This window comes from Mesorhizobium sp. M0491 (assembly GCF_040321265.1).
In the GTDB taxonomy this organism is placed as follows: Bacteria; Pseudomonadota; Alphaproteobacteria; order Rhizobiales; family Rhizobiaceae; genus Mesorhizobium.
Map to the genome: position 1 here is coordinate 297160 of NZ_JAMYRE010000004.1, position 22253 is coordinate 319412.

The window sequence follows — 22253 nt, forward strand, 5'->3', positions numbered from 1 at the left end:
CCGGCCTTGCCTGTTGGTTCTAACCGGCGATCTTCGGCCGCACTTTCCGCGAAGGCCGTAAACACGGATGGGTGGTGTCAGGCGAACCTCATCACCGCCGGAGGCGCTGTTCCGCCGGGCCAAGGAATCCGGTCTCGGCAAGGCAGGCGGCCATCAGGGCATCGAGGATTATCTCGATACCAAACATGTCTGCCTCGGCCTCGCTGTCATTTGCTGACGGGTAGGTGCAGCCTTGTGTCGAGGGCAAAGGCTTCCTGGAATTTAAGCGCATAGGAACCTGCCGCTACTTTCGCGACGAAGATGATGTTCCAGCTATAAGAAGAGACCGTACTCGGTATGGCCACGAAGCGATGTTTCATCAGCAGGTCATCCCCGAATGCCTGCTGGCCGGCGCTTGGTATGCCCGGGCGAAGCCAGTTCGCATTTGGCACGCTTGCAGGGTCGACGACATGGATCTCGTTGGTATTGCCGATGACAGCGGCCGTCATCGTGTGAGGAACGATGTCGAGGGTGGAAAAACCCTTGTGCACGGCGACTTCGAGAATGGCGGTGGCGGGATCCAACGAGCAATAGACTGCCCTTGTGCCCTTGCTGTTCCAGCGGCCACCGACCCGATAGGCACCTTCGCCATTGTCCCACGTGGATGCGTGGACAGCTTGATCGAGCCGCCATGCGAGGAACTCCGCTCCCCCGAGCGCTATCGGCAGAAGCGTCATGCATAGACGCCGTATTCAAGCCGCTCCAGATAGTCTTCGACCAATTCCACACCCGCGGGGGTGCCCAGAAGATCGATCGGACGACGCTGGTCCAGGCCGATCGCCGGGTGCTCCAACCATTGCTCGGCTCCCGCCTGGGTGCCAAGGACATCGGTCGCTTTTGCAAGGATCTCCGCGAACTTCCATGTTCGTCCGCTCTGCTCTTGGCTAAGGGGTTTGGATGGAGCGTCTTTGCGGCGCTGCCACGTTCGCAGGCTCATACCAACCGCCTTTTCGAGAGAGGCTGTCTTGTTGATGAAGACCAATTGTCCGACGAGGTGGTTTAGCGCCGAGGCCGGCAGACCGTTTAGAAGTAGTTCATGCGCATCGAGCGCGCTGGTCAGTCGGCGCGATAATACACGAGACCCGCCGAGCAGTGCTTCCACCCTTTTTAGACCACCGCTTCTCGCTTCCATAGCGGCCTTATCCGCTCTGACTGTCAAATGCGCCTCCTGTGTCATGTGTCGCTCCAGATATGACAGTTGTCGCTCAGGATTTCAAGCGTGCGGGCGCATTTAGCTTTTCGTGATCGAGCACCATCCCCCAGAAACGCGAGACAGGTTGGTAGCGAATGGTGCACCAATTCGAATCTACGACGCGATTTCGGCGCATCCGGCCGTCTTCGCCGGCCATCATCGCGCGTGAACGCGCCCGCCTGCGGCGTCAAATTCCGCCATGCAGAGGTACTTCATCTCGAGGTAGTCTTCCAGACCGTGGCGGGAACCTCCAAAACCGCAGGTCGTAGGTTCGAGCCCTGCTGCCCGTGTCATTTTCTGGGAAAATCAGGCACTCAAAAATCGCCTTGCTTGGCGAGGACGCCGAAACAAGCCTTACACATCTCTTTCACAAACCTGCACGCGCGCAGGGAGTGTCTGGCGATGGCGGAAAAGCACAGGATTCTGGAAGGCAAGGTTCACGTCCATCGGCACAACGACTGACTGTCCGTACCTGCCTTTGCCCCAGACATTGCGGAAACGCTACGGGAGCCTTTACGCGGCCTATTTGTCAGTCGGGCTATGAAATGCCGACGCGATGGAAACTCGACGTCCAGGGCAACCCCTACACCAATGAGGATCTTTTCAACGAACTACGCCGCATTCACGCCGAGCATGTCCCCAGCTGGTGCGTGACGAGATGCCTGATCCGCCTTCCAGATTCTCGGCGGCAATGCCGGAGAGTGCCGCGCCTCGAACCTCATAACCTGCTGCCCATGCTTGGCGCGCAACGCCCAGCATGGCGCTCTTTCCGGTTCCGGCAAAGCCGACAATGACACCTAGACCGTGACCATCGGTGACATGCGCGAGCGCTTCGGTCTGCTCGCCTGACAGGACAAGCCCGCGTTGCGCAGCCCGCGCCAGCGCTGCCTCGCGATGTGCCTCACTCACCGCGTGTCGTTCGTCCAAATCAATACGCTCCGTGGCGCGGTGAAGGCGCTGTTCGGTCTCGATCATCTGCCTTGTGGTGAAACGGTCTTCGCCGCGTACGTCCTTGCCGAGTTCAACCAGATCGGGTGCGTTGCTGATGGCTGCCATCACCTGGTTGAACTGCTCCACTCCATCGCTGTGGCGATGCGCAAACTTCGCAATGTCTTTTTTGGTGAAGGTCGATTGCTGATGGGTGATGGCATCCAGCGCCACGGATGGATCGGCAATGATGCGCGCACCATTTTGCGCGCGATATCGCGAAGCAGTTCGGCGCGATCTGCTTCGATGTTGCCAGCAGCAAGGCCGGTGCCCTCGATGGGTTGGGCTGGCGCACCAATCCGGGTTTGCGGCTCCAGTGAAATGCCCTGCGCTTCCAAACTGCGATGATCGATGCGGGCGTCGATGTCGAGTTCGGCCAAGCGTTCATTGGCAAGCTCCGCCCATCGCTCGCGCTAGCGCTCGACCAGCTGGGTAGCATTCCAGTCGCGGACCTTGGCACCAAAACCGTTCTCGTCCACGGACCGCATTGACAGCATGACTTGAGCATGCGGCTTGGGGCCGCCATCCTCCGCCTTGTCCCAATGCACATTGAGATCGGCAACCATGCCCTTGCTGACAAACTCGGCTTGGACAAAGTCGCGCGCCAATTCGAATGCCTTGCGCCTCACGCGGCAGCGCAAACTCGACCTCGCGGGCAAGCTGCGCATCCTTGCGTACCTCCAACGCCCCGACATCGTTCCACAGCCGTTCGCGGTCGCGCCAGGCCTCCGGTGCGTCCTCCGGCAACATCACCTCGGAATGGACGACACCGCGTTTGGCCGAAAAGTCATGCGTTCGATCGATCCGCTCGTCGCACAACCGCGCGGCCGATCCATGCGCAGCCGACGCCACAGCGCTGCTCCCTGCCTTGCCGCCAATGACCTTGACGTGAAGATGATAGATCGCCATTGAAGACCAGATCATTTGCACGGCAAAGCGCACGTCGGCACGACGTATAAGCGCGGCTCCCTCGAAAAAATCTCGGGATGGACCAGCCCGTCCCGGGCTGTCTCGGCAACCCTGAAGCGTTCCGGCAGGCGCTCCCCCCTATCATCGCCGCATCGACAATCAATGGAGACAGCCATGCGCAAACCACGGGACTTCGACGCAGAACTTCACGCCCTGGAAGAAAAAGCGCGAGAACTCAAGACGCGAAAGAGGTGCAGCAGCTTGGCGAGTTGGTGATCGCCACGGGCGCCGATCAGCTCAGCACGGATGAATTGGCCGGCGCACTGGTCGCAATTGCCGAGACGAAAGACACCGCAAAGCGTGAGGCATGGGCCAAGCGTGGAGTGATGTTTTTCGAGAGCGGATCCCGGCGAACTGCTCCGGAATCGCAGCGCTACCTACGCAGCGCTCCAGCGCAACCGGGCGGCCCACAATCGCCGGCAGGCGGCTCTGGCTCGGCATGATATATGCACCTGGCAGGTCGAGCGTCGCAAGCGCACACGGCAGCTCATCGAACTCGGTGGGCTCGTCGTCAAGGCGGGCATCGTCGAACTGACTGCCGATGATCGCGCTACCGTCTACGGCGCGACGCTCTGGATCGCCGCCAAGCTTCAGAGCCCTGAGGCGAGCGTGCGCGGGGCCTATGGGCGGCGAAGGGAAAGCAGACGTTCAATGCGGGGCGCGCGAACGCAGCGGTGATTGATGCGAGCGGCGGGCGGCGCGAGCCCCGAACAGCTGCGTTTGAGACTTCGAAGCACGATTTGATCTTAACGGTCCGCTTCTGATTCAGGTCGTGCTGAAGTGGATGATGGTCGTTCAACGGCGGAGGGGATCGGTTTTCCTGCAACCGTAAACTCTGAAAGTATCGTGACGGTCGGCCAGATCGGCCGCGGCCTGGCAGATTTGCGCCTGATTGAAATTTATGGAGCCGTGAGGGCACTTGCCATCACTTCGATGTGCTTACGCACGATTTAGTTGGATGAGCCTTTCGGCTTACGACAGATGAGGATGGTTTCGGTCCTCATGCGCTTGCTCAGGCTGTCGCCCGTCACGGGCAGGTAGCGGTTCGCCGTCGGTAGGTCACGGTCACGTCGCTCGGAAATCTTCATTCCCGCACTCTGGACGCTCCGGGCTACCCCTTCGGCATTGTTGACGAATATGCCTTTGATGCAGCTGTTCCCAATCACGAAGGTGGCTATGCCGCCTGGACGAAGCACTCGGGCCACCTCGGACGTCATCCCCAAAAGATCCAGGGCATATCTTACCAGTACACCCTCCATCCGGCCGGCTAAGGGGGTAACACCACGCATCGACTTGACCAGGCTCTCGACGTCCTCGGCGTGATGATGCTTATCCGCACTCCGTTCCGCTCCGATCGAGGCGGATCGGACCGAACGAAGCTCCGGGATTGAGTGGCCCAGCCACACCAAAGACATTCTGTGCCCTCGCATGTAGTCGATGGCATTCAGGTAAGGCGGCGACGTTACAACGGCGTCGATGCTGCCATCCTCGATATCCAATGACCTCGCGTCGCCTCGGCGCACGGTTGCGTTTCCGGGGGCGGGATTCTCGGTAAGCCGCTTTCGCAATTGCGCAACGGAGCGTTCGAAGTTCGGCATGACCTCGTAGGCGGATTCCGTAGCGACCCGGTGGGGGCGGCTGTGCGACGTGTCCCTTGCAAGCGACGCGCATTGTTCCTTGGTGATGATTATGCGGCTGAACGCTACCTTGATGGCGTCCAGTGCCGCCAGTCGCTCTGGCGACCTCAATGCGCGGCTTCTTTCGTCGATGGCGTAGGCGATCTTAGTCAGCTCGCTCCTTTGTTTGCCATGGAACCAGTATTCAAGGAATTTAACGGTCTCGGCGTCCCGTTGCCAGGACAACACCGGAACAGCATCACCCAGAGCTGCTATTGTAATTTTGAGAAGCCGGAACTCTTCCCCGATGTCAGTGTCCGCGACCCTTGTGGTCCAAACCCTGCTCATGAGAATTGCGAGTGGGTCTAGATCGAACCCGATCGCACTATGGCCCAGTTCCAGGGCGTGGCGAATCACAGTGCCGGATCCACTCATAGGGTCCAGTATCCTGCTCCCGACGGGCAGATTCTTCAAAGAGACCAACGCGAGATCGGGTGCCATCCGGGCGGGAAACGGGTGGATCGTCCGGATGGGGGGATTCGTCACTGACTGCCTCGGCTTCCGGGTCGACCGGCTTTGAAGAAGAACCGGTGTCGATCATCAACTGCAACGTCGACGCATGCCACCTCGCCTAGGCAATAACATCTGAAACCGCTTGGACAAATACCTGAGACGATCGGATTACCGTAACCTGTTAATAACCGGAGGAATGTAGCTTTCGCGCAGACAAATCTCGCGAACCGGCGGTGGCCATGCTCACTATTCAAAGGCACGAGGATGACGCCCACGCCTACCTCGACTATGCACGGCTGAGTAGCGTTCCCGTATCGGATGCGTGGACCAGCACACCCGCTGTCGAGAATAGGGTTCACCGAATCCATGCGTATCCCGCCAAGTTTCCGGCTTTCATGATCTCGGCCGCTCTGGCCTATGCGCAATCCGAAGGTGTTGAGGTCTGTAGAGTTGCCGATGTGTTCTGCGGTTGCGGAACTGTTGCATATGAAGCTGCTGCCCGCGGTCTGGAGTTTTGGGGCTGCGATATCAATCCCGTTGCCACTTTGATCGCCGAAGTGAAGGCTTTCAAGATTGACGTCGTGCTCTTCGAAGCCCATGTGGCATCGGTCGCTTCGCGTTTCGATGATGCGTCATCGTCGCCTGCAATCTCAACGCAGGCAATCGACCGGCTACTCCCTTGGTACGATGCGCTCCAGTTCGATGACCTTGCCAAGTTGCTCAACGCCATCAACCTCGAACGCTGCGCTTCGGCGGATTATCGTCAAGCGCTTCTGTGCGCGTTTTCAGCGATCGTCAAACCGTCGTCGCGATGGAAATCACGTTCGATCAAACCGGCGAAAGATTTTCATCGAACCCCAGACAAGGTGCTATCCGCATTTCTGCGCCAATGCAGGTTCATGTCCAGAGCATGGCCCCCAGACGGCGACGATAGCCACAGGAAGCCCCGAATTGAGATGGGCAATGTCACGATGATCGAAGGTCCAGACGTTCCTGTCGATCTGATGCTTACCAGTCCGCCGTACGTCACTTCCTATGAGTACCCCGATCTGCATCAGTTGTCGGCGCTCTGGCTGGGCTTCACGGGCGATCACCGGACGCTGCGCAAAGGTGTCATCGGCACAGGCTATCGCCGTGCTGACCTCGGCTCCGCTCTTCGACATCTTAATCCGGTTGCGACACGAGTGGTATTCAGCCTGTTCGACAAGGATCGCAGCATGGCCGAGGCGGTCGCCGCTTACTTCCTGGACATGCAGTTGGTTGCCCGCCGTTGCTATCAATTCATCCGTTCGGGAGGTATTGGAATATTCGTCATCGGCGACACTAAGCTGCAAGGCGTCGGCATAGACAATGCGAATCATTTAGTCGAAAGTCTTTTAGATGCGGGTTTCGACAAGATTCGCGTGGTAAGACGTACCACGAAGAACAAGGCGAACACGCCTTTCAGGATGCCCGATGGCAAATTCTCAGGATCGCCGACGAGCATCAGTATCTATGGGGATGAATACATCTTGATGGCGCACCGACCATGAACGGAAAGCCTCTGAAGTTCCGCCCATATGCACGACTGCTCACGATGCTCGGCGATCAGTTGATCAAGAATGAGCAGGTAGCTCTTTCGGAACTGGTCAAGAACGCATACGACGCGGATGCCAACTGGGTGAAGGTGGACTTCATCGGGTTCGACGAGAACTTCCGAGCCGGCCCCGGAGCCGTGATCGCGATCGAGGACGACGGCCATGGCATGACGGCCGACATCATCGAGCACCACTGGGCAAACCCGGCGACGCCCGTGAAACTGCTCGGCAAGAAAGGGCAGAAGCCCAAGACCGATAAGGGCCGCATCATCCAGGGGGAGAAAGGTATCGGTCGTTTCGCTTTGCTTCGATTGGGGCGAGATGTCACCATGACGACCCGCCCAAAAGGACAGGCAGATGAGAACATTCTCGAGCTCAAGCTCTCGGGGTACGACAGCGACTTCCTTCATGGTGACGGCGCGCTTTTCCTCGATGACTTGGAACTCGACCTTTCCGTTCGGAATCCTGCCCGCGAGATTGTCGAACGTGATGTCAGTATTGGCACGCGAACAGTCCGGCGATTGCCTCATGGAACGAGATTGGAAATCTCGCCGCCGGCTGGCGTTTGGTCGAAGGAAAAGGTGGCGAAGGTCTTTCAGGACCTCACGCGGCTGCAATCGATCTTTGCGGCACCAGATGAGACGTCAAGCAGCTCCACACCGGATTTCGAGATCGTAATCTATCGCGACGGCGAGTATGTCCCGTTGGGCGAGGATGTGCGCGGCAAGCTCGATACGCTGTTGCAAGACCATTCCGTCGTGCAGGTCATTGGCGAGTACGATCAGGCAGCTTCGAGATTTGCATTTACGTTGAACGGCAAGCAAATCGAGTTGCCGCTCGAAGATGCTAGCATCTCGGGACTCAAGGTCTTCCGGGAGTATCTTGCTGAACGCGGCGTACCGAAGGATGAAGTCGGCTCCCTTAAAACCGAGTGCGGCTCCTTCGGCTTCTCGTTCTATGTCTTCGATTTCGCGGCTGACGCGGCCGGGGCTTACAATCTCGATAAGGAAGATAAGGAGCTGATCCGACAGCACCGGATCTACCTCTATCGAGACGGCATCAGGGTGTATCCCTATGGCGACGCTGATGACGATTGGTTGCTGATCGACATGCGGCGAGGCACTGTGCGTGCCAGCGAGTTCGTCAGCAACGACCAAGTCGTGGGCTTCGTCAATATCTCCCAAGCGGCCAACCCCCAGTTGCGGGACAAGACCAGCCGGGAAGGGCTGGTGGACACCGGATATCCTATCGAAGATTTCCGTGCGCTTCTTCAGGCGCTATTGGCCTGGATACGTCGAGAGCCCTACGCGAAGTACGCGCTGCGGAAGCAGCAGAAGAATGAAGTCGAAGTATTCAAAGAAAACAAGGTCCCCACCCTGCTGGAGGAGGCCATTGCCGCAGCCGCACAGGCGGGTGTGCCGTCGGCAGTACGCGAAAAGATCGGCGAAGCGACCAAGCAGTACAAAGCCGAGCGAAGGTATCTGATCCAGCGGGCGGAGACCACCGAACATCTCGCCGGTGTGGGTCTGTCCGTCGAGGCAGCGTCACATGATCTGATGCTCGCCATGCAGAAGGTGATGGGCATGATCGATCGGCTCATTCTCGCCGCTAACCGGGATGGGCCTGTTGATAAGGACGGTCTGCGGAACGAACTGACTTCAATGCGCGGGTTGCTCTCGTTCATCCAGAGCCAACTGAAGGACATGCAGCTGCTCTTCCGGTCGACGAAGCAGCGTCGTAAGGACATCCGGATCGGCGATATGGTCGAGAAGGTGTCGAAGATATTCTCCCCGATGATGAACCGCAACAAGATCGACTTCGTGCTCCGTGAGGAGGGTTCACCCCTTACCGCGAAGACCACAGATGCCGTTGTGCTGCAAGTTCTCCTCAACCTGTTCGACAATGCCGTCTACTGGCTCGACGGCGCGCAAGAGCCTCGGACGATCGAACTCGTTCTCGACGGAACCGCTGGCACAATGGTCTTCGCCGACAGTGGCCCGGGCTTCCGCGAAGACGATCTGGACTTCTTGTTCGAACCGTTCTTCTCCGGGAAGGGCGAGGAGGGAAGGGGCCTCGGGCTTTACATCGCGAGACAGCTTCTGGAGAGGCACGAGTATTCAATCGATGTGGCAGATCCGGATCAACGCCTACTGCCGGGTGCCAATCTCGTGGTTTCTTTCGTTAAGGAGCATATATGACCGTAGGTGTCCCAAACCTCTTCAAGGGGATCGCTGTCGTTATCGACAACGGGATCGGGGTGAAGGAGGAGGCTATAACCCAGATCCTTCGGAACATCGCCGAAAAGGGCGGTCACACGATTACCATGGGGGATGTGCCGACCGCTGCCATCGACCTTGAGCATTTCTCAAACGCCGCATTCTTCGTTATGGACTGGAATTTGCTGAACGGTGAGGATGGGAAGCCCTTTCCGCAAGGAGTTCAGATACCTGCTGCGCTCAAAGCCGACATGGTAAAGCGTAACATCGATTTCCTGCAGCGGTTGAGCAGGAACAGGCATGCCCCCGTGTTCATCTTCACGAATGAAGATCCCTCCGAGGTGATCGGTCATTTGGAGGACGCCGATTTCTATAAGGGAGCCCACGAATCGCACATAATGGTCAAGAGCAAGGCAGACGTGCTCGATAAGGTCTACGAGGTGTTGGAAGAATGGGGCCGCACGAAGCCGTCTGTAATCACTCTCAAAACTTGGGAGCGTAGTGTCAACAAGGCGGCGAACGAGCTGTTCATCGATCTGCATGACAAAACGCCCTACTGGCCGGTGGTCTTCTGGCAGACGTTCACGGCTGATGGGGTCCCTCAGGCCGCTGAGATGTCGAGGCTGCTGAACCGCTTAGTAGAATCTAGAATGGGCGTTTCCGAGCTCGACCTGTCGGCGTTCGAAGAGGCGCTGAAGGAACAGCAGGCTGCGGACGCGACCTCCTATAGAGAATCCGTCTTCAGTGTGCTCGAAGGCGAGCGGTTCCTACGTGCAGCGAGGTTGAGCGACGATATATTTGCTCCTGGCGACTTATTTGCCGTGCCCAATGAGCAAACGAAAGAAATCAGCTATTACCTTAATATTCGCCCTGAATGTGATTGCATAAGAGGGGGCGACGGACAGGAGCTCTATCTGCTCAAGGTCCGGAAGGTGAAGCCCGCTGTGCACCCGCAATTCGGACAAATCATGGACGAACAGCACAACGAAGCAATCGTACATGGGATGGTAGAGGGCCAGAGCTACAGCGTCTTGTTCAAGGAGATGAAAGTCAAGAAGGCCAAGCAGCTCCTGAAACATCGGGTTGGTCGGCTGCTCCCGCCTTTCGTGACGCGTGTTCAGCAGCGATACTCAACCTACCTCCAGAGACCAGGACTGCCTCGTATTCCTCCGTCTCTCATCGAGCAGGTTGCCACGTCTGGAGCCGTTCCAGCATAGTTTTTGCGGCGCTTTGGTAAGTGATAGTACGATGCCATCCCGATGAGGATCGACTCAGCAAGTAACCGGACGATGTTACGGCCACGTCATGGAACTGGCCACTCGATAGACGCTATAGCGCCGTCAAGAATTTCCGCATTGCATCCTTACGCGCGCTGTGATCGAGCGCATAATTTGCGCGCTCGAACTTAACTCCATCAAGCAAAGCCTGAATGTAGCTAGCGACTGTATCGCCTGCCATCACGAGCGCCGTGTCTACGGCGTGAATGTAACGGCTCGTGGCTCGTGATCGTCCCACGAGAATGTCCACCAAGGCAGCTATCGTCGACTGGGTAAAGCCGAGATCTGCCACGCTCGCGAAACTGTGACGAAGCACATGGGGTGTAACGCTTTCAAGTGGTGTGTCTTTGACGAGCTTTTCCCACAGCTTTGGGAAGCCGACTAATGGCTTGCCTTTCTGGGTACCGGGGAACACGAAATCAGCCTCATCGTTGGACAATAGTGGTTGGGAGCAACTCGACCACGGGCAAGCCGATGGCCCGGGTAGATGCTCCTTCCTTGGAATTCTTCAAGCCTGATGCAGCTGCGCTCAACATCGATCTCGCCCATTCTGAGATTGATGATCTCGCCTCGTCGATATCCAGTCAAAGCGAGGGTCCGCACCATTTTGGTAACCGTTGAAAACTGCGGGTCGAAAGCGGCGCCCGCGAGAATCTTACCCAACGCCCGATACTCACGATCGGTCAGACGACGGTCTCGAACGCGATCTTTTGATTTACGAAAGCCTTGAACCGGAATCCTCTCGATGATCCTTTCCCGGATGGCATACGTGAAGATGCCGCCGAGAAGACCTACGCCGCGTGAGCCGGTGCCAATGCCTGCGCGAACGATCGCTCGCCCACGCTTCTTCGTTTTAATGTCGGCTCGGATCTTCCCGTTGGTGCCTATCTGCTCGACCTCGCCGCCAAGACCCGTGTTGCCGAGATCCACATCTACGATGACGACCAGCTTCTCAACCACAATCTTTTCCGTTCGCCTGGTGCTCCCGAACTGGCGCTAGCCCGTCTTATTCATGACGAATCTGGATTTGTTTGCCGCTGAGCGGCGGACATGTGGCGGCTCGGCGTCTTTTTCACCGCGGCTGTGTCTGGACTTGTGAACGCGCTGGAGGGTGGAAGCTGTGTGGTTCGGCGGGGCCCGCTGCCCCGGCGGTCATGCTCCTGCCGGTAGCAGATTGCTGGCGATCGCCCGGAACAGACTTGCCTCGGGACAGGCGGCGGCGAAGGCCAGGCGGATGCGCGAGACGGTTTCGATGACGCGGGCGCCGAGCTTGAGCAGCCTGAGCCGCAGCGTAGCGAACTCGGGCGTTGCGCAGATGATGGGTCGTGGGCACCGCCTCGCGCAGGGTGAGCATTAACCAGTTTGCGGCGGTGTGCAGGACAAGACGGACCTGATTGGCAATCGGTGAGCGGCAGGAGGTGCGGTCGGAGGCGAGTTGGCTCTTGTGCATCTTGATCAGGTTTTCGGCCTGGCCGCGGGCGCAGTAGATCACGTCGTAGATGTGCTCGGCGGAGCCTTTGTCGAGATTGGTGACGACGAAGCGGATGCCGAGGCCGAGGGTGGTTGCCTCGATGCGAGCGCAGGTGCGGCGTTCGGCCTTCCACGCCCTGTGATAAAGGGGCAGGAGGGCTACGGCTTCCATTTCAGCGTCAGCCGCTGAACGCTTGAGCCGGCTCTACGGCTATTCGGCTGGGGTTTTCCGAAGCTTTTCTGACACAAAGAGCTTGCCCTGGCGCACGGCGTACTCGATTGATTGCGCCTTCGCCAGATGTGCCGCAATCGAGCTGGCCAGCATGCAGCCCGTCCCGCGCATCGATGCGGCAAGACGCGGCGTGTCAAAGCGGACTGGTTCGTGATCGGGGCGCAACAGAATATCGGTTGATTGCGGTCCCGATGCATGGCCGCCCTTGATCAGCAGAGCCCGCGCGCCGGCTGCCAGCAATTCTTGGCCTTGCCACACTACGCCATCCTCATCCACTGCCCGCTCCGAGCCAACAAGGAGTGCCAGCTCGAAGAGATTGGGGGTGACCAGACGGCAAAATGGCATCAGATCGCATTTCAGGGCGGCGATGGCGCCGGCTTCCAGGAGCGCCCGGCCTGACGTCGACGCCAGCACCGGGTCGAGCACTGCCGGCACCTGCGGATTTTCGCGCAGCAATCCGGCAACCGCAATGACGATCTCCACCGTGGCGAGCATCCCGATCTTGATGGCCGCCACCTTGTTGGCCTGCAACGCCGCACGCATCTGACCGGCAACCAGACCGGGTTGCATAGAGTGGATTTCCATGACCGCATCGTGCGTCTGCACCGTTAGCGCGGTGACAGCAAGGCAGGTACGCACGCCAATGGAAGAGATCGTCTCGATATCGCGTGCTATTCCGCCTCCACCGCTGGAGTCAGATCCGCCGACCACGAGCACATGCGGTTCTCGCCTCAGCGCCATGGCTTTGTCTTTTCGATCCATTCTCGCGTGCGCGCTTCGGGATCGGCATTCAACGTGATGTCGGTGACCACCGCCGCGCTGTCCGCACCAGCCTCGAAGACACCGTCGAGCCGGTCGGGGTTGAGGCCGCCGATGGCGACCAATGGGATCGGCGCCAACCGATGCTTCCACGCGCTGATCCGCGCGAGCCCTTGCGGCGCCCATTTCATCTGCTTCAGGATGGTGGGATAGATGGGGCCGAGCGCGATATAGTCGGGCTCGGCAGCGATGGCCGTTTCCAGTTCTAGATGATCGTGCGTGGAAAGCCCGAGCTTCAATCCGGCGTACTTGATCGCCAGCAGGTCGGCCGCAGCCAAATCCTCTTGGCCGAGATGGACGAAGTCGCAGCCTTCCTCGATTGCCGTGCGCCAATAGTCGTTGACGATCAGTTGGCAACCATGGGCCGCGCAGACGCCGTTCGCGCGGCGGATTTCCGTCCGCAGCGTGGCCTCGTCCCTATCCTTGATGCGCAACTGAACCAGCTTGACGCCAAGCGGCACCAGCCGTTCGATCCAGGCAGCGCTGTCGACGATCAGGTAGAAGGGATCGAGCTTCATGAAAATACTGCCCTGCCGATGGTCGGTGTCGATGGCATGGCGACGTCGCGCGGTTCGAGCATTCCCGAGCTGAAAGCTTCACGACCGGCCTCGACCGCCTTGCCGAACGCGCGCGCCATGCCGACCGGATCGGCCGCCTTGGCAACCGCGGTGTTCAGGAGAACGGCATCAAAGCCGAGTTCCATGACAGTCGCCGCGTGTGACGGCCGCCCGAGCCCTGCATCCACAATCAGAGGTACCTCAGGGAAATGTCCGCGCATTGAGCGCAGGGCCGGAATGTTGACCGGCCCGAGGGCGGAACCGATCGGCGCGCACCACGGCATCAAGACCTTGGAGCCCGCCGCAAGCAGCCGCTCGGCGACGACAAGGTCATCTGTGGTATAGGGGAATACAGCAAAACCGTCCTCGCACAGGATGCGGGCGGCTTCGACCAAACCGAACACGTCCGGCTGCAGCGTGTCGTGGTTGCCGATCACTTCGAGCTTGATCCAGCTGGTGCCGAAAACTTCGCGCGCCATCTTCGCGGTCGTGACAGCCTCCTTGACGGAGTGGCAACCAGCCGTGTTGGGCAGGATTCTGACATCCAGCGAGCGTATAAGAGACCAGAATTTTTCGCCGCCCCTGCCGCCTGCCATCTCACGGCGCAGAGAGACGGTCACCACCGACGTGCCCGATGCCCTGACCGCATCGGCAAGGATGGCCGGCGAAGGATATTGAGCCGTGCCGAGAAGCAGGCGCGACGGAAGCTCGGCTCCATAAAGCTCGATCATGGCCTAGCCACCCTGCATGGGCGAGAGGATTTCGATCCGGTCGCCGTCGTTCAACTGGAATTCCGCCCGGTTGGCTTTGTGCACGAGGTCGCTGTTGACGGCGGTCGCCAGCCAATCGCCCTCATAGTCAAGCGCGGCAAGCAGCTCGGCCAGCGTGGTGGTGGCAACCTCATGCGCTTCGCCGTTGACGATCAGTTTCATGAGCAAGCTCCTTAGTTCTGTCTTGACTGAAAACCAGGTCGGCAGCCTGGCGCGCCATGGCGGGAGCCAGGAGAAAACCGTGACGATAGAGCCCGTTGATCGCGATGATTTCGCCGTTCGTTTCGACGCGCGGCAAATTGTCGGGAAAGGCTGGGCGGACGCCGACACCGGTTTCAACGATATCGGCCTCGCCAAAGGCCGGGTGGAGGGCATAGGCGGTACCCAGCAGCTCCATCATGGAACGCGCCATCACCGGTCCGGCACTCTGGCTTTCAATCATCGTCGCTCCGATCATGAAACGGTGATCGGTGCGCGGCACGGCATAAAGCGGAAAGCGTGGATGAAGCAAACGGACCGGCCGCGACAGCGAGACATCAGGCGTGCGAAGGATCAGCATTTCGCCGCGAACACCGCGCAGCCTGTCATCGGCCGCTGCCATTCCCATGCAGTCTATCTGACGGGCGAAACCCGAAACAGGCCGGGCGTCGCAGCCGAAGTGGAATTTGACACCCATGGTCGCAAGCTTGTCATGAAGTGCCGCCATCGCCGGGCGTGGGTCGAGGTGAGCCTCGTCGGGGAAGAGCAATCCGCGGCGGAAGCGGCGGGCTAAGTCGGGCTCCAGCAAGGCAATTTCATCTTCCTCGACACGCCGATAGCCCGTCGTGCGGCTGGCGAACCGGTCGAGCTCGCCCGCATCGCGCGGCGCGGCCAAGACCAGCGTTCCCCGTCGTGCTACCAAGCCTGGCGTTGCGGCGTCCCACCAGTCGGCGGCGTCGCGTCCGAGATCCAGCACCGGCTGCTCGGCGCTTTCACGCTCGCACCACGGCGCCAACATGCCACCGGCGAACCACGACGCATTGCCTCCAAGGGCAGGCCTTGTCTCGGCAACGGTAACCGCCGCGCCGCGTGCGGCGAACTCGAAGGCGGCGGTGAGGCCGGCAACGCCCGCCCCTTTGACCAAGACCTTCATGATGGCTCACGTGGCTGAGATATGAGCGGTGCGCCGGTCTCGTCCGCCGGCAGGTAGAGATCGCCGCCCTCGCGGTATTTCGCCGCCATCGCCGCCATGCCCTCTTTCTGTGCCTCGGCGCGGATGTCGTGAGAGATACGCATGGAGCAGAATTTCGGTCCGCACATCGAGCAGAAATGCGCCACCTTGTGCGCCTCCTTGGGCAAGGTCTGGTCGTGGAAGGACCGCGCGGTTTCCGGGTCGAGCGACAGATTGAACTGGTCCTCCCAGCGGAACTCGAAGCGCGCGCGGGAAAGCGCATCATCCCTGACTTTCGCTGCCGGATGGCCCTTCGCCAGGTCGGCGGCGTGGGCGGCTATCTTGTAGGTGATCACGCCGATCTTGACGTCGTTGCGATCGGGAAGGCCGAGATGCTCTTTCGGCGTGACGTAGCAAAGCATTGCGGTGCCGAACCAGCCTATCATGGCGGCACCGATGCCGGAGGTGATGTGGTCATAGCCCGGCGCGATGTCGGTCGTCAGCGGGCCAAGCGTGTAGAACGGCGCCTCACCGCAGACGGCGAGCTGCTTTTCCATGTTCTCCTTGATCTTGTGCATCGGCACGTGGCCGGGGCCTTCGATCATTACCTGGCAATCCTTCGCCCAGGCGATCTGCGTCAGTTCGCCGAGCGTTTCCAACTCGGCAAATTGCGCCGCGTCGTTCGCATCGGCGATCGAGCCTGGACGAAGACCGTCGCCGAGCGAGAAGGAGACGTCGTAGGCTCTGGCGATGTCGCAGATCTCGGCGAAGTGCTCGTAGAGGAAGCTTTCCCGGTGATGGTGCAGGCACCATTTTGCCATGATCGAGCCGCCGCGCGAGACGATACCCGTGACCCGGTCAACGGTCAGCGGGATGTAATGCAGCCGCACGCCGGCGTGGATGGTGAAATAGTCGACGCCTTGCTCGGCCTGCTCGATCAGCGTGTCGCGGTAGACCTCCCAGGTCAGGTCCTCGGCAATGCCGCCAACCTTCTCGAGCGCCTGGTAGAGCGGCACCGTGCCGATCGGCACCGGCGCGTTGCGGACGATCCATTCGCGGATGTTGTGGATGTTGCGGCCGGTCGACAGGTCCATCACCGTATCGGCGCCCCAGCGGATCGCCCAGACCATTTTTTCGACCTCTTCGGCCATCGATGATGTGACGGCGGAGTTGCCGATGTTGGCGTTGATCTTGACCAGGAAATTGCGGCCGATGATCATTGGCTCGCTCTCGGGATGGTTGATGTTGGCGGGGATGATCGCCCGTCCGCGCGCCACCTCGTCACGCACGAATTCGGGCGTGACGAAATCGGGCAGCGTCGCGCCGAAAGCCTCGCCGTCGCGCTCAAGCTTGCCGCGTAGGATCTCGCGACCAAGGTTCTCGCGGATGGCGACGAACTCCATTTCTGGCGTGATGATGCCGGCGCGCGCATAGGCAAGTTGGGTCACCGCCTTGCCCTGCTTGGCCTTGAGCGGCCGATTGCGTATCGGAAATTCCGGTGTCAGGCGCTCGCCGGTGGCGAATCCGTTGTCCTCCGGCCGGACATGGCGGCCGTCGCAGCCCTCGACATCGCCGCGCGCCAAGATCCATTCGTGGCGAAGCCGGGCCAGGCCTTTTTCGATGCTGGTTTCGACAGCCGGATCGGTATAGGAGCCCGACGGGTCGTAGACGGTGACGGGCGGTTCGCCGGCTGTCGGATGGACGGAGATTTCGCGCATCGGCACCCGGATCTGCGGGTGGATGGCACCGGGCTTGTGGATCTTACGCGAAGCAGGCAGCGGTCCCGTTGAGACGGCTGGGGTGAGGGCATTCATCTTGAGGCTCCTTTGCTCATGCATTGGAGACCCAGTTCTGTGCCGGAAGGATGAAAAGACGCTTCTGTCGACCTGCCGAAACAGGACCTCGGGCGTGAACTCCCGCAGAGCGCTTGCACCGTCCCTACGCCAGTATGAACTGGATCAGGTTCAACGGGTCACTGCGCCGCGAAAGCCAGCAGTATCTCAGCCCCTTGCCGGGACTCCCCTGGTGAATGCCTCAAGTTGAACGGGCCGGGGTTGTCTTGTCAAGCGCGTGTTCGTCCTGCGGCGGCGGTGGGCGGCAATCAAATTGGGGCCAAATTGGGCCGACGGCCTCGCCACGGGTCGCGGAGAAGTTCCGCGGGAGACAAGGCAGGTGTGGCCAAAGCTGCATTTGCCTCGTCAAACTTGATGTGACATTGACGTAGACGGAACTGCTGCGTTTCAAGGATCTTAAGCCGTCAATGCCTGATCGGAACAGAACTGGTGGGCCGCCCGAACGCCCCACAAACATCGTGCTCTCGATCACCTCTTATTGTCGCCGGAAAAGGGGTGATCGACCAATCGATCAAGTCGACCGCTCGCTGAAGGGCGCCCTCGGTTTCAGCACGGCTGGGCGAAGTGGCAATGACATGTCCAATCCAGTCTCGGAAATCCCCCTTCCTGACGATCGGTGTCTTGGGTTCAACATTCAATTTGACCTCGGCCACACCTGATATAGCAGCTGCCTGAGTGTCGCCACCAATCCAGTCCAGGGTGCCATCTTGATCAGGAAGCAGGAATCGCGCGGCCGCAGTATGCGAATGCTTTTTGCGCAGATCCCATTCCCCGCCAATGACAAGCTTGATGTGCTCGGCGACGAGGTCGACACCGTAAGCTAACTGGACCAGTTGAGGGTCGGGCGCGCCACTAAGACGCGGATTAACTTCAATGACAACTGGACCGCGTTTCGTGCACCGGAGTTCAACGTTAGTTGGCCCCAGCCAAGGCCGAGAGCCCGCAAACAGCTCAGCGAAACATCGGCGATGCGCTCACGCTCCTGATCGGTTAGCAGGGCCGGATACGTCACCTCACGTATGACGAAATGGGGGAGGGGACCAAAGTCATTGGCGCAAATCGCAACGACCTCATTCCCCATAACATTAATGCTATAGAACGGGCCCTGTGCGAATTCTTCGACGAGTATTTTCGGTGTAGACCGCCATATGTGCTTTCCGCCCAATAGATAGGTCGTATGTTCGGCTACGTCTTCGAGGCTGCGGCACAATCGGACACCCATGCTGCCGCTGCCTACTGCCGGCTTAAGAATCACGGGCAGGCCGATCTCTGCAGCCGAGCTTTCTACCTCCGCCGCATTCGTTGCCAACCGATAAGCCGGTATTGGAACGCCGGCCTGCGCGAGGAGTTGGCGTTGCTTGAATTTGTCGCAGCTTCGTTCAATCGATTCAGGGTTCGGTCCCGGTAGATCGAAATGCCGGCAAAGCTTGCCAACTGTCGCATAGATCGATTCATGGTCCCCGGCAAAGCCAGTAATGCCAGCAATGTCGTGGGTAGCACGCAGCCGCGAACTTTCGCGGACCAACGCTTCGAGATTGCCAGTGTCGACACGGATTGCCTCAACGTTTTCCGCCGAAAGATAGTCGTACCGAGGTGGATCAGCCGTCAGAGTAATTGGATGAAGACCAAGACACTGAGCCGCTTGGACGTATAGCTGACCAGTACCCCTATGGCCTTCGACCAATATGAGCGCTCTTCTTCTTACCATTGCTGTTAATCCCGATGTTGCGTGCTGGCGGCGGTCCGAGGGTACCGGCGTCACTTTTGGAGCCGTGCCGGACCTCAGACTCGCGGTGCCGTACCATTGTCAACGACTGACGGTTGTAAAAATCTTGTAAATTGATTTGAAGGATCTGTTGCAGCGTTGTTGATTAGGGCGGCGTCGGAGGCTTGCTCCGTTCAAACCAGGTTAGCTGGGGTTGGTGTGTGATCCCGTGGGCCTGGGCGTGACCTACCTCTCGGGTAGGGCACGCCAAGCCACATCAAACTCGCAGCACAAGAACATGCGCTCTGGTCATACCGGCTCATCGTGAGCCCTGAATCTGGAACCGGCCCGATGTGTAAGCAGCGAGTCGTCAAACGGCCCCATTCAATCATGGAGTCACATCATTTAAGATCGCGAAAGCTGTCATTGCGGGTTACGGAACTGCTTTCCGATGACATTCGAAGATGCGATCGGGCGTCAGAACCGGATCGCGGACCGCCGCATCCACCTCGGCGAGCCCGGCTAATATAATCAGGTCTGAGGCTGCGCGCCCTGTCGTTCCCAGCATTTACATTAGGCAGCCTTGCCAAGATTGTCCCGCAGCAGAACCTGCCTGAGCGCATCGACGAACGTCCGAATATCTGTCGTACTATGGGCAGGCGTAACCGTCACCCTGAACCGCTCGGTTCCCACCGGAACACTCGGCGCCAGAATTGGCTGAACGTATATTCCATGCTGATCCAGAAGCTGGCGGGACGCTTCCTTGCAACGGAATGGATCACCAATAAGCACAGGAATGATGTGGCTTCGGGTCGGCATGACGGGGATGCCCGCCTCTTTCAGCAATCCGATTAAAAGTTTCGTTTTCCGGTGCAGATCAATTCGTTCTGAATCTGAATCGCGAAGATGGCGCAGCGCTGCCAGCGCACCAGCCGCCAGCGCTGGCGCAAGCGCCGTGGTGAAAATGAAACCGATCGAGAAGCTTCGTATGCTGTCAACAATGGAGGCAGGTCCGGTCACATAACCCCCCATCGAGCCGAACGCCTTACCTAGCGTCCCTTCGATGATGGTTGGACGATCCATGATGCCAAGTTCCGCGGCAATGCCGGCGCCTTTCGGACCGTACATTCCCGATGCATGAACTTCATCCAGAAACGTCATTGCGCCAAATTCGTCCGCCATGTCACAGATATCTTTGATCGGTGAAATGTCACCGTCCATTGAATATACCGATTCAAAAACAATGATCTTGGGTCTTGCAGGATTTACACTGCGCAGAAGCTCCCGCAAATGCGCAACGTCGTTATGCCGGAAGACGCGCTTTTCGGCCCGGCTGTTGCGGCATCCACTAATAATTGAAGCGTGGTTGTGCTCGTCAGAAAAAATAATTGTGTCCGGCATCAAAGATGCCAATGTACTCAAGGATGAATCGTTTGAGCTGAAGCCGGAAACAAAAATCAATCCTGCTTCCTTATTGTGGAAATCTGCAAGCTCCCGCTCGAGCAACACGTGGTAATGGTTGGTGCCACCAATGTTGCGGGATCCTCCCGATCCTGCGCCGTTGGCATCGACGGCGCGCTTCATTGCCGATAGCACTTTGGGGTGCTGCCCCATACCGAGATAATCATTAGTGCACCAAATGGTTATCTCTTTTCGGCCGTCGGGCCTATTGAGCCAGGCCTTTGGGAAGTTGCCAGACTGACGCTCCAGATCGGCAAATTCACGATACCCGCCACGGCCTTTGAGTTGCTCGATTCTTCCGGCGAAATACTGCACATAATCCAAATCAATCTCCTGTTGGGAAGCCGTTTTTCGGCGCGCTCAGTGCTGCTTCACAGCGCACCTGCGCCGGCCCATCGCGTCGCATCCCTCGACAAGCACCAGCAAGATTGGATTTCGACTACGCGCTTGATCCTGCGGGGGTTTCGGCCGCTCCAGCTAATCGGGTAACGCGCCCCAAAGTGCAAGTGAAGAGAATGTTAAATCTATTTATTACTGAAATGTCTGAAATTGCATAGTGTCGCAAGGGATTTCATAATTCTGGCCAGTCGTCGTTCAATTCCTGTCGCGGCCTTGTCAGAGCTGCGCTCGGCGGGCTTTCGGGCCCGAGAGCCGCAATGCGCGAGGGCCGCGTCTTGTCGCGCAACAGCCCTTGAAGCCCTTCTGCGGCGAAACGCTCTGCAAACGCCATACGCAGCTTTTGGACGTGCTGGCCTGCCGGATCATCTTGACGGTGCCGACGTCATCGTCGGTCCAGCCGGTTCGGAGTCGCCTCAGAATCGGAAATTTCTGCCCATCAGACTGGAAATTGACATGTAAGCTTCCCGGCTCCTTCAGATGTCATCATCTCTCGCACACCAACTCATGCCACGCAGATGAGATCGCGCCTTTTTTGTCGTCACATTCCATTGTCAGAATCGGAAAAGAAGGGTCTCCTTGTTTTTTTTATGAAACAAAATTTTCACAAATATTATGAAACGGACATGTTTGCTGCAGACAATTAACGTGCACGTACTTGTCTGCCGCTGAATAACAAAATATAGGCAGCGATTATAACTTATAAACGTAGTGAAACGCGTCAATCGACATTTCCGTAGAGCTGCAGCACAGACGAGGGGAGTCCCATGGGCCCTATGAAGATGCAGCCCGAGGAGATGGGCAGCCTGTCCGCGCGGATTTACAGCAAGGTGCGGGATGGCTTGATCATCGGCAATTTCGCGCCGGGCGATCGTCTCCTTATGCAGGATCTTGCCGAGCAGCTCGGAACCAGCATTACGCCGGTGCGCGAAGCCTGTCTGCGGCTCGTCAGCGAGCAGGCGCTCGAGTTGCGCTCCGGCAGGTTCGCCGCGGTGCCAGACCTCAGCCGCGCCCGCTACATTCAGATCAAGCTGATCCGCGTGGCACTTGAAGGGCTTGCGGCAGAACACGCTGCCGACCATTTTGCCCCCGCCGATCTCGAACAGCTTGAGACCTTCCGCGCCTCATTTGTAGAGAGCCATAAGGCCGGTAATATCAAGGAAGCGCGATCCTCCAATCGCGCTTTCCACTTCGGCGTCTACCGCCTGTCGCGTATGCCGATGCTGATCGGACAGATCGAAAGCATGTGGGCCTCGATGGGTCCAATCCTTAACGTTTACGATCGGGAAATTCCGCGCGGGTACACCGGCGCGGAAGAACATGACCATCTCATCGAGGCCTTGAGGGCTGGCGACAGGAAGAGGGCCCGCGAGGCGATCGAGAACGACATCCAGCGAGGCTCACATGGTTTTCTGCGCTATTTCGACGAGCGCGGCTCCGGCTGAGCTGAATTG

General features: G+C 58.8%; 16 protein-coding genes, 5 pseudogenes and 1 riboswitch. Of the genes and pseudogenes, 7 read left to right on the forward strand and 14 right to left on the reverse strand.

All coding sequences use genetic code 11. From position 1 onward, the window contains the following. Window positions 1-35 precede the first annotated feature (35 nt). Window positions 36-217: pseudogene (locus tag NKI69_RS07070) on the forward strand (succinate-semialdehyde dehydrogenase (NADP(+))); the annotation flags it as partial. Here NKI69_RS07070 and NKI69_RS07075 read toward each other — a convergent pair. The 3 genes and pseudogenes from NKI69_RS07075 to mobQ form a co-directional block, all read right to left on the reverse strand. Continuing rightward, on the reverse strand, window positions 207-716 hold the full coding sequence (locus NKI69_RS07075; protein WP_352720676.1) for an RES family NAD+ phosphorylase: 510 nt from the start codon (window positions 714-716) through the stop codon (window positions 207-209). The pseudogene NKI69_RS07070 and the gene NKI69_RS07075 overlap by 11 nt on opposite strands. After that, window positions 713-1171 (reverse strand): type II RES/Xre toxin-antitoxin system antitoxin, encoded by a 459-nt coding sequence (parS, locus tag NKI69_RS07080; protein WP_352720754.1) that lies wholly within the window; start codon window positions 1169-1171, stop codon window positions 713-715. The genes NKI69_RS07075 and parS overlap by 4 nt, the downstream gene beginning before the upstream one ends. 687 nt (window positions 1172-1858) lie before the next feature. Continuing rightward, a pseudogene (gene mobQ / locus NKI69_RS07085) lies at window positions 1859-3127 on the reverse strand (MobQ family relaxase); the annotation flags it as partial. Between the two features lie 174 nt (window positions 3128-3301). On the opposite strand from mobQ, the pseudogene NKI69_RS07090 reads away from it, so the two are divergent. Both NKI69_RS07090 and NKI69_RS07095 read left to right on the forward strand, forming a co-directional pair. Beyond that, a pseudogene (locus tag NKI69_RS07090) lies at window positions 3302-3630 on the forward strand (conjugal transfer protein TraD). Between the two features lie 46 nt (window positions 3631-3676). After that, window positions 3677-3865 carry a conjugal transfer protein TraD gene (locus NKI69_RS07095; protein WP_352720756.1) on the forward strand — a complete coding sequence of 63 codons (189 nt, stop codon included), beginning with the start codon at window positions 3677-3679 and terminating at the stop codon, window positions 3863-3865. Between the two features lie 272 nt (window positions 3866-4137). On the opposite strand, the gene NKI69_RS07100 is transcribed toward NKI69_RS07095, so the two are convergent. Beyond that, window positions 4138-5238, reverse strand: a complete 1101-nt coding sequence (locus tag NKI69_RS07100) for a class I SAM-dependent methyltransferase (RefSeq protein ID WP_352720678.1) — start codon at window positions 5236-5238, stop codon at window positions 4138-4140. Between the two features lie 317 nt (window positions 5239-5555). Between NKI69_RS07100 and NKI69_RS07105 the strand changes: the two genes are divergently transcribed. From NKI69_RS07105 to NKI69_RS07115, 3 genes are read left to right on the forward strand one after another with little or no spacing between them, the layout of a single operon-like run. Continuing rightward, entirely contained in the window at window positions 5556-6848 is a 1293-nt protein-coding gene (locus tag NKI69_RS07105; RefSeq protein WP_352720680.1) for a class I SAM-dependent methyltransferase, read from the forward strand. Beyond that, a complete protein-coding gene (locus NKI69_RS07110; protein ID WP_352720682.1) occupies window positions 6845-9091 on the forward strand; it encodes a sensor histidine kinase in 2247 nt (748 codons plus the stop codon). The genes NKI69_RS07105 and NKI69_RS07110 overlap by 4 nt, the downstream gene beginning before the upstream one ends. Beyond that, window positions 9088-10326, forward strand: coding sequence for a hypothetical protein (locus NKI69_RS07115; RefSeq protein ID WP_352720684.1), 1239 nt, complete (start codon window positions 9088-9090; stop codon window positions 10324-10326). Before NKI69_RS07110 ends, NKI69_RS07115 begins: the two co-directional genes overlap by 4 nt. Window positions 10327-10767: 441 nt before the next feature. On the opposite strand, the gene NKI69_RS07120 is transcribed toward NKI69_RS07115, so the two are convergent. The 10 genes and pseudogenes from NKI69_RS07120 to hemA form a co-directional block, all read right to left on the reverse strand. Next, window positions 10768-11346, reverse strand: a complete 579-nt coding sequence (locus NKI69_RS07120) for a site-specific integrase (RefSeq protein ID WP_352720686.1) — start codon at window positions 11344-11346, stop codon at window positions 10768-10770. A gap of 192 nt (window positions 11347-11538) precedes the next feature. Next, window positions 11539-11995 (reverse strand): annotated as a pseudogene (locus NKI69_RS07125) (transposase); the annotation flags it as partial. A gap of 72 nt (window positions 11996-12067) precedes the next feature. Continuing rightward, window positions 12068-12829 (reverse strand): bifunctional hydroxymethylpyrimidine kinase/phosphomethylpyrimidine kinase, encoded by a 762-nt coding sequence (gene thiD, locus NKI69_RS07130; RefSeq protein WP_352720758.1) that lies wholly within the window; start codon window positions 12827-12829, stop codon window positions 12068-12070. Further along, entirely contained in the window at window positions 12820-13425 is a 606-nt protein-coding gene (locus tag NKI69_RS07135) for a thiamine phosphate synthase (RefSeq protein ID WP_352720688.1), read from the reverse strand. Before NKI69_RS07135 ends, thiD begins: the two co-directional genes overlap by 10 nt. After that, the gene (locus NKI69_RS07140; protein WP_352720690.1) at window positions 13422-14195 is read right to left on the reverse strand and encodes a thiazole synthase; all 774 of its coding nucleotides are present in this window, start codon (window positions 14193-14195) and stop codon (window positions 13422-13424) included. Before NKI69_RS07140 ends, NKI69_RS07135 begins: the two co-directional genes overlap by 4 nt. Window positions 14196-14198: 3 nt before the next feature. Then, a complete protein-coding gene (gene thiS, locus NKI69_RS07145; protein WP_352720692.1) occupies window positions 14199-14396 on the reverse strand; it encodes a sulfur carrier protein ThiS in 198 nt (65 codons plus the stop codon). Beyond that, the gene (thiO, locus tag NKI69_RS07150) at window positions 14365-15366 is read right to left on the reverse strand and encodes a glycine oxidase ThiO (RefSeq protein WP_352720694.1); all 1002 of its coding nucleotides are present in this window, start codon (window positions 15364-15366) and stop codon (window positions 14365-14367) included. The genes thiS and thiO overlap by 32 nt, the downstream gene beginning before the upstream one ends. After that, a complete protein-coding gene (thiC, locus tag NKI69_RS07155) occupies window positions 15363-17198 on the reverse strand; it encodes a phosphomethylpyrimidine synthase ThiC (RefSeq protein WP_352720696.1) in 1836 nt (611 codons plus the stop codon). The genes thiO and thiC overlap by 4 nt, the downstream gene beginning before the upstream one ends. A gap of 103 nt (window positions 17199-17301) precedes the next feature. Then, window positions 17302-17418, reverse strand: a riboswitch (TPP riboswitch). Window positions 17419-17641: 223 nt separating this feature from the next. Next, a pseudogene (locus NKI69_RS07160) lies at window positions 17642-18945 on the reverse strand (ATP-grasp domain-containing protein). A 570-nt stretch (window positions 18946-19515) separates the two neighbouring features. Next, window positions 19516-20727 (reverse strand): 5-aminolevulinate synthase, encoded by a 1212-nt coding sequence (gene hemA / locus NKI69_RS07165; RefSeq protein ID WP_352720698.1) that lies wholly within the window; start codon window positions 20725-20727, stop codon window positions 19516-19518. 848 nt (window positions 20728-21575) lie between these two features. Between hemA and NKI69_RS07170 the strand changes: the two genes are divergently transcribed. Continuing rightward, a complete protein-coding gene (locus NKI69_RS07170; RefSeq protein WP_032904552.1) occupies window positions 21576-22244 on the forward strand; it encodes a GntR family transcriptional regulator in 669 nt (222 codons plus the stop codon). Window positions 22245-22253 lie beyond the last annotated feature (9 nt).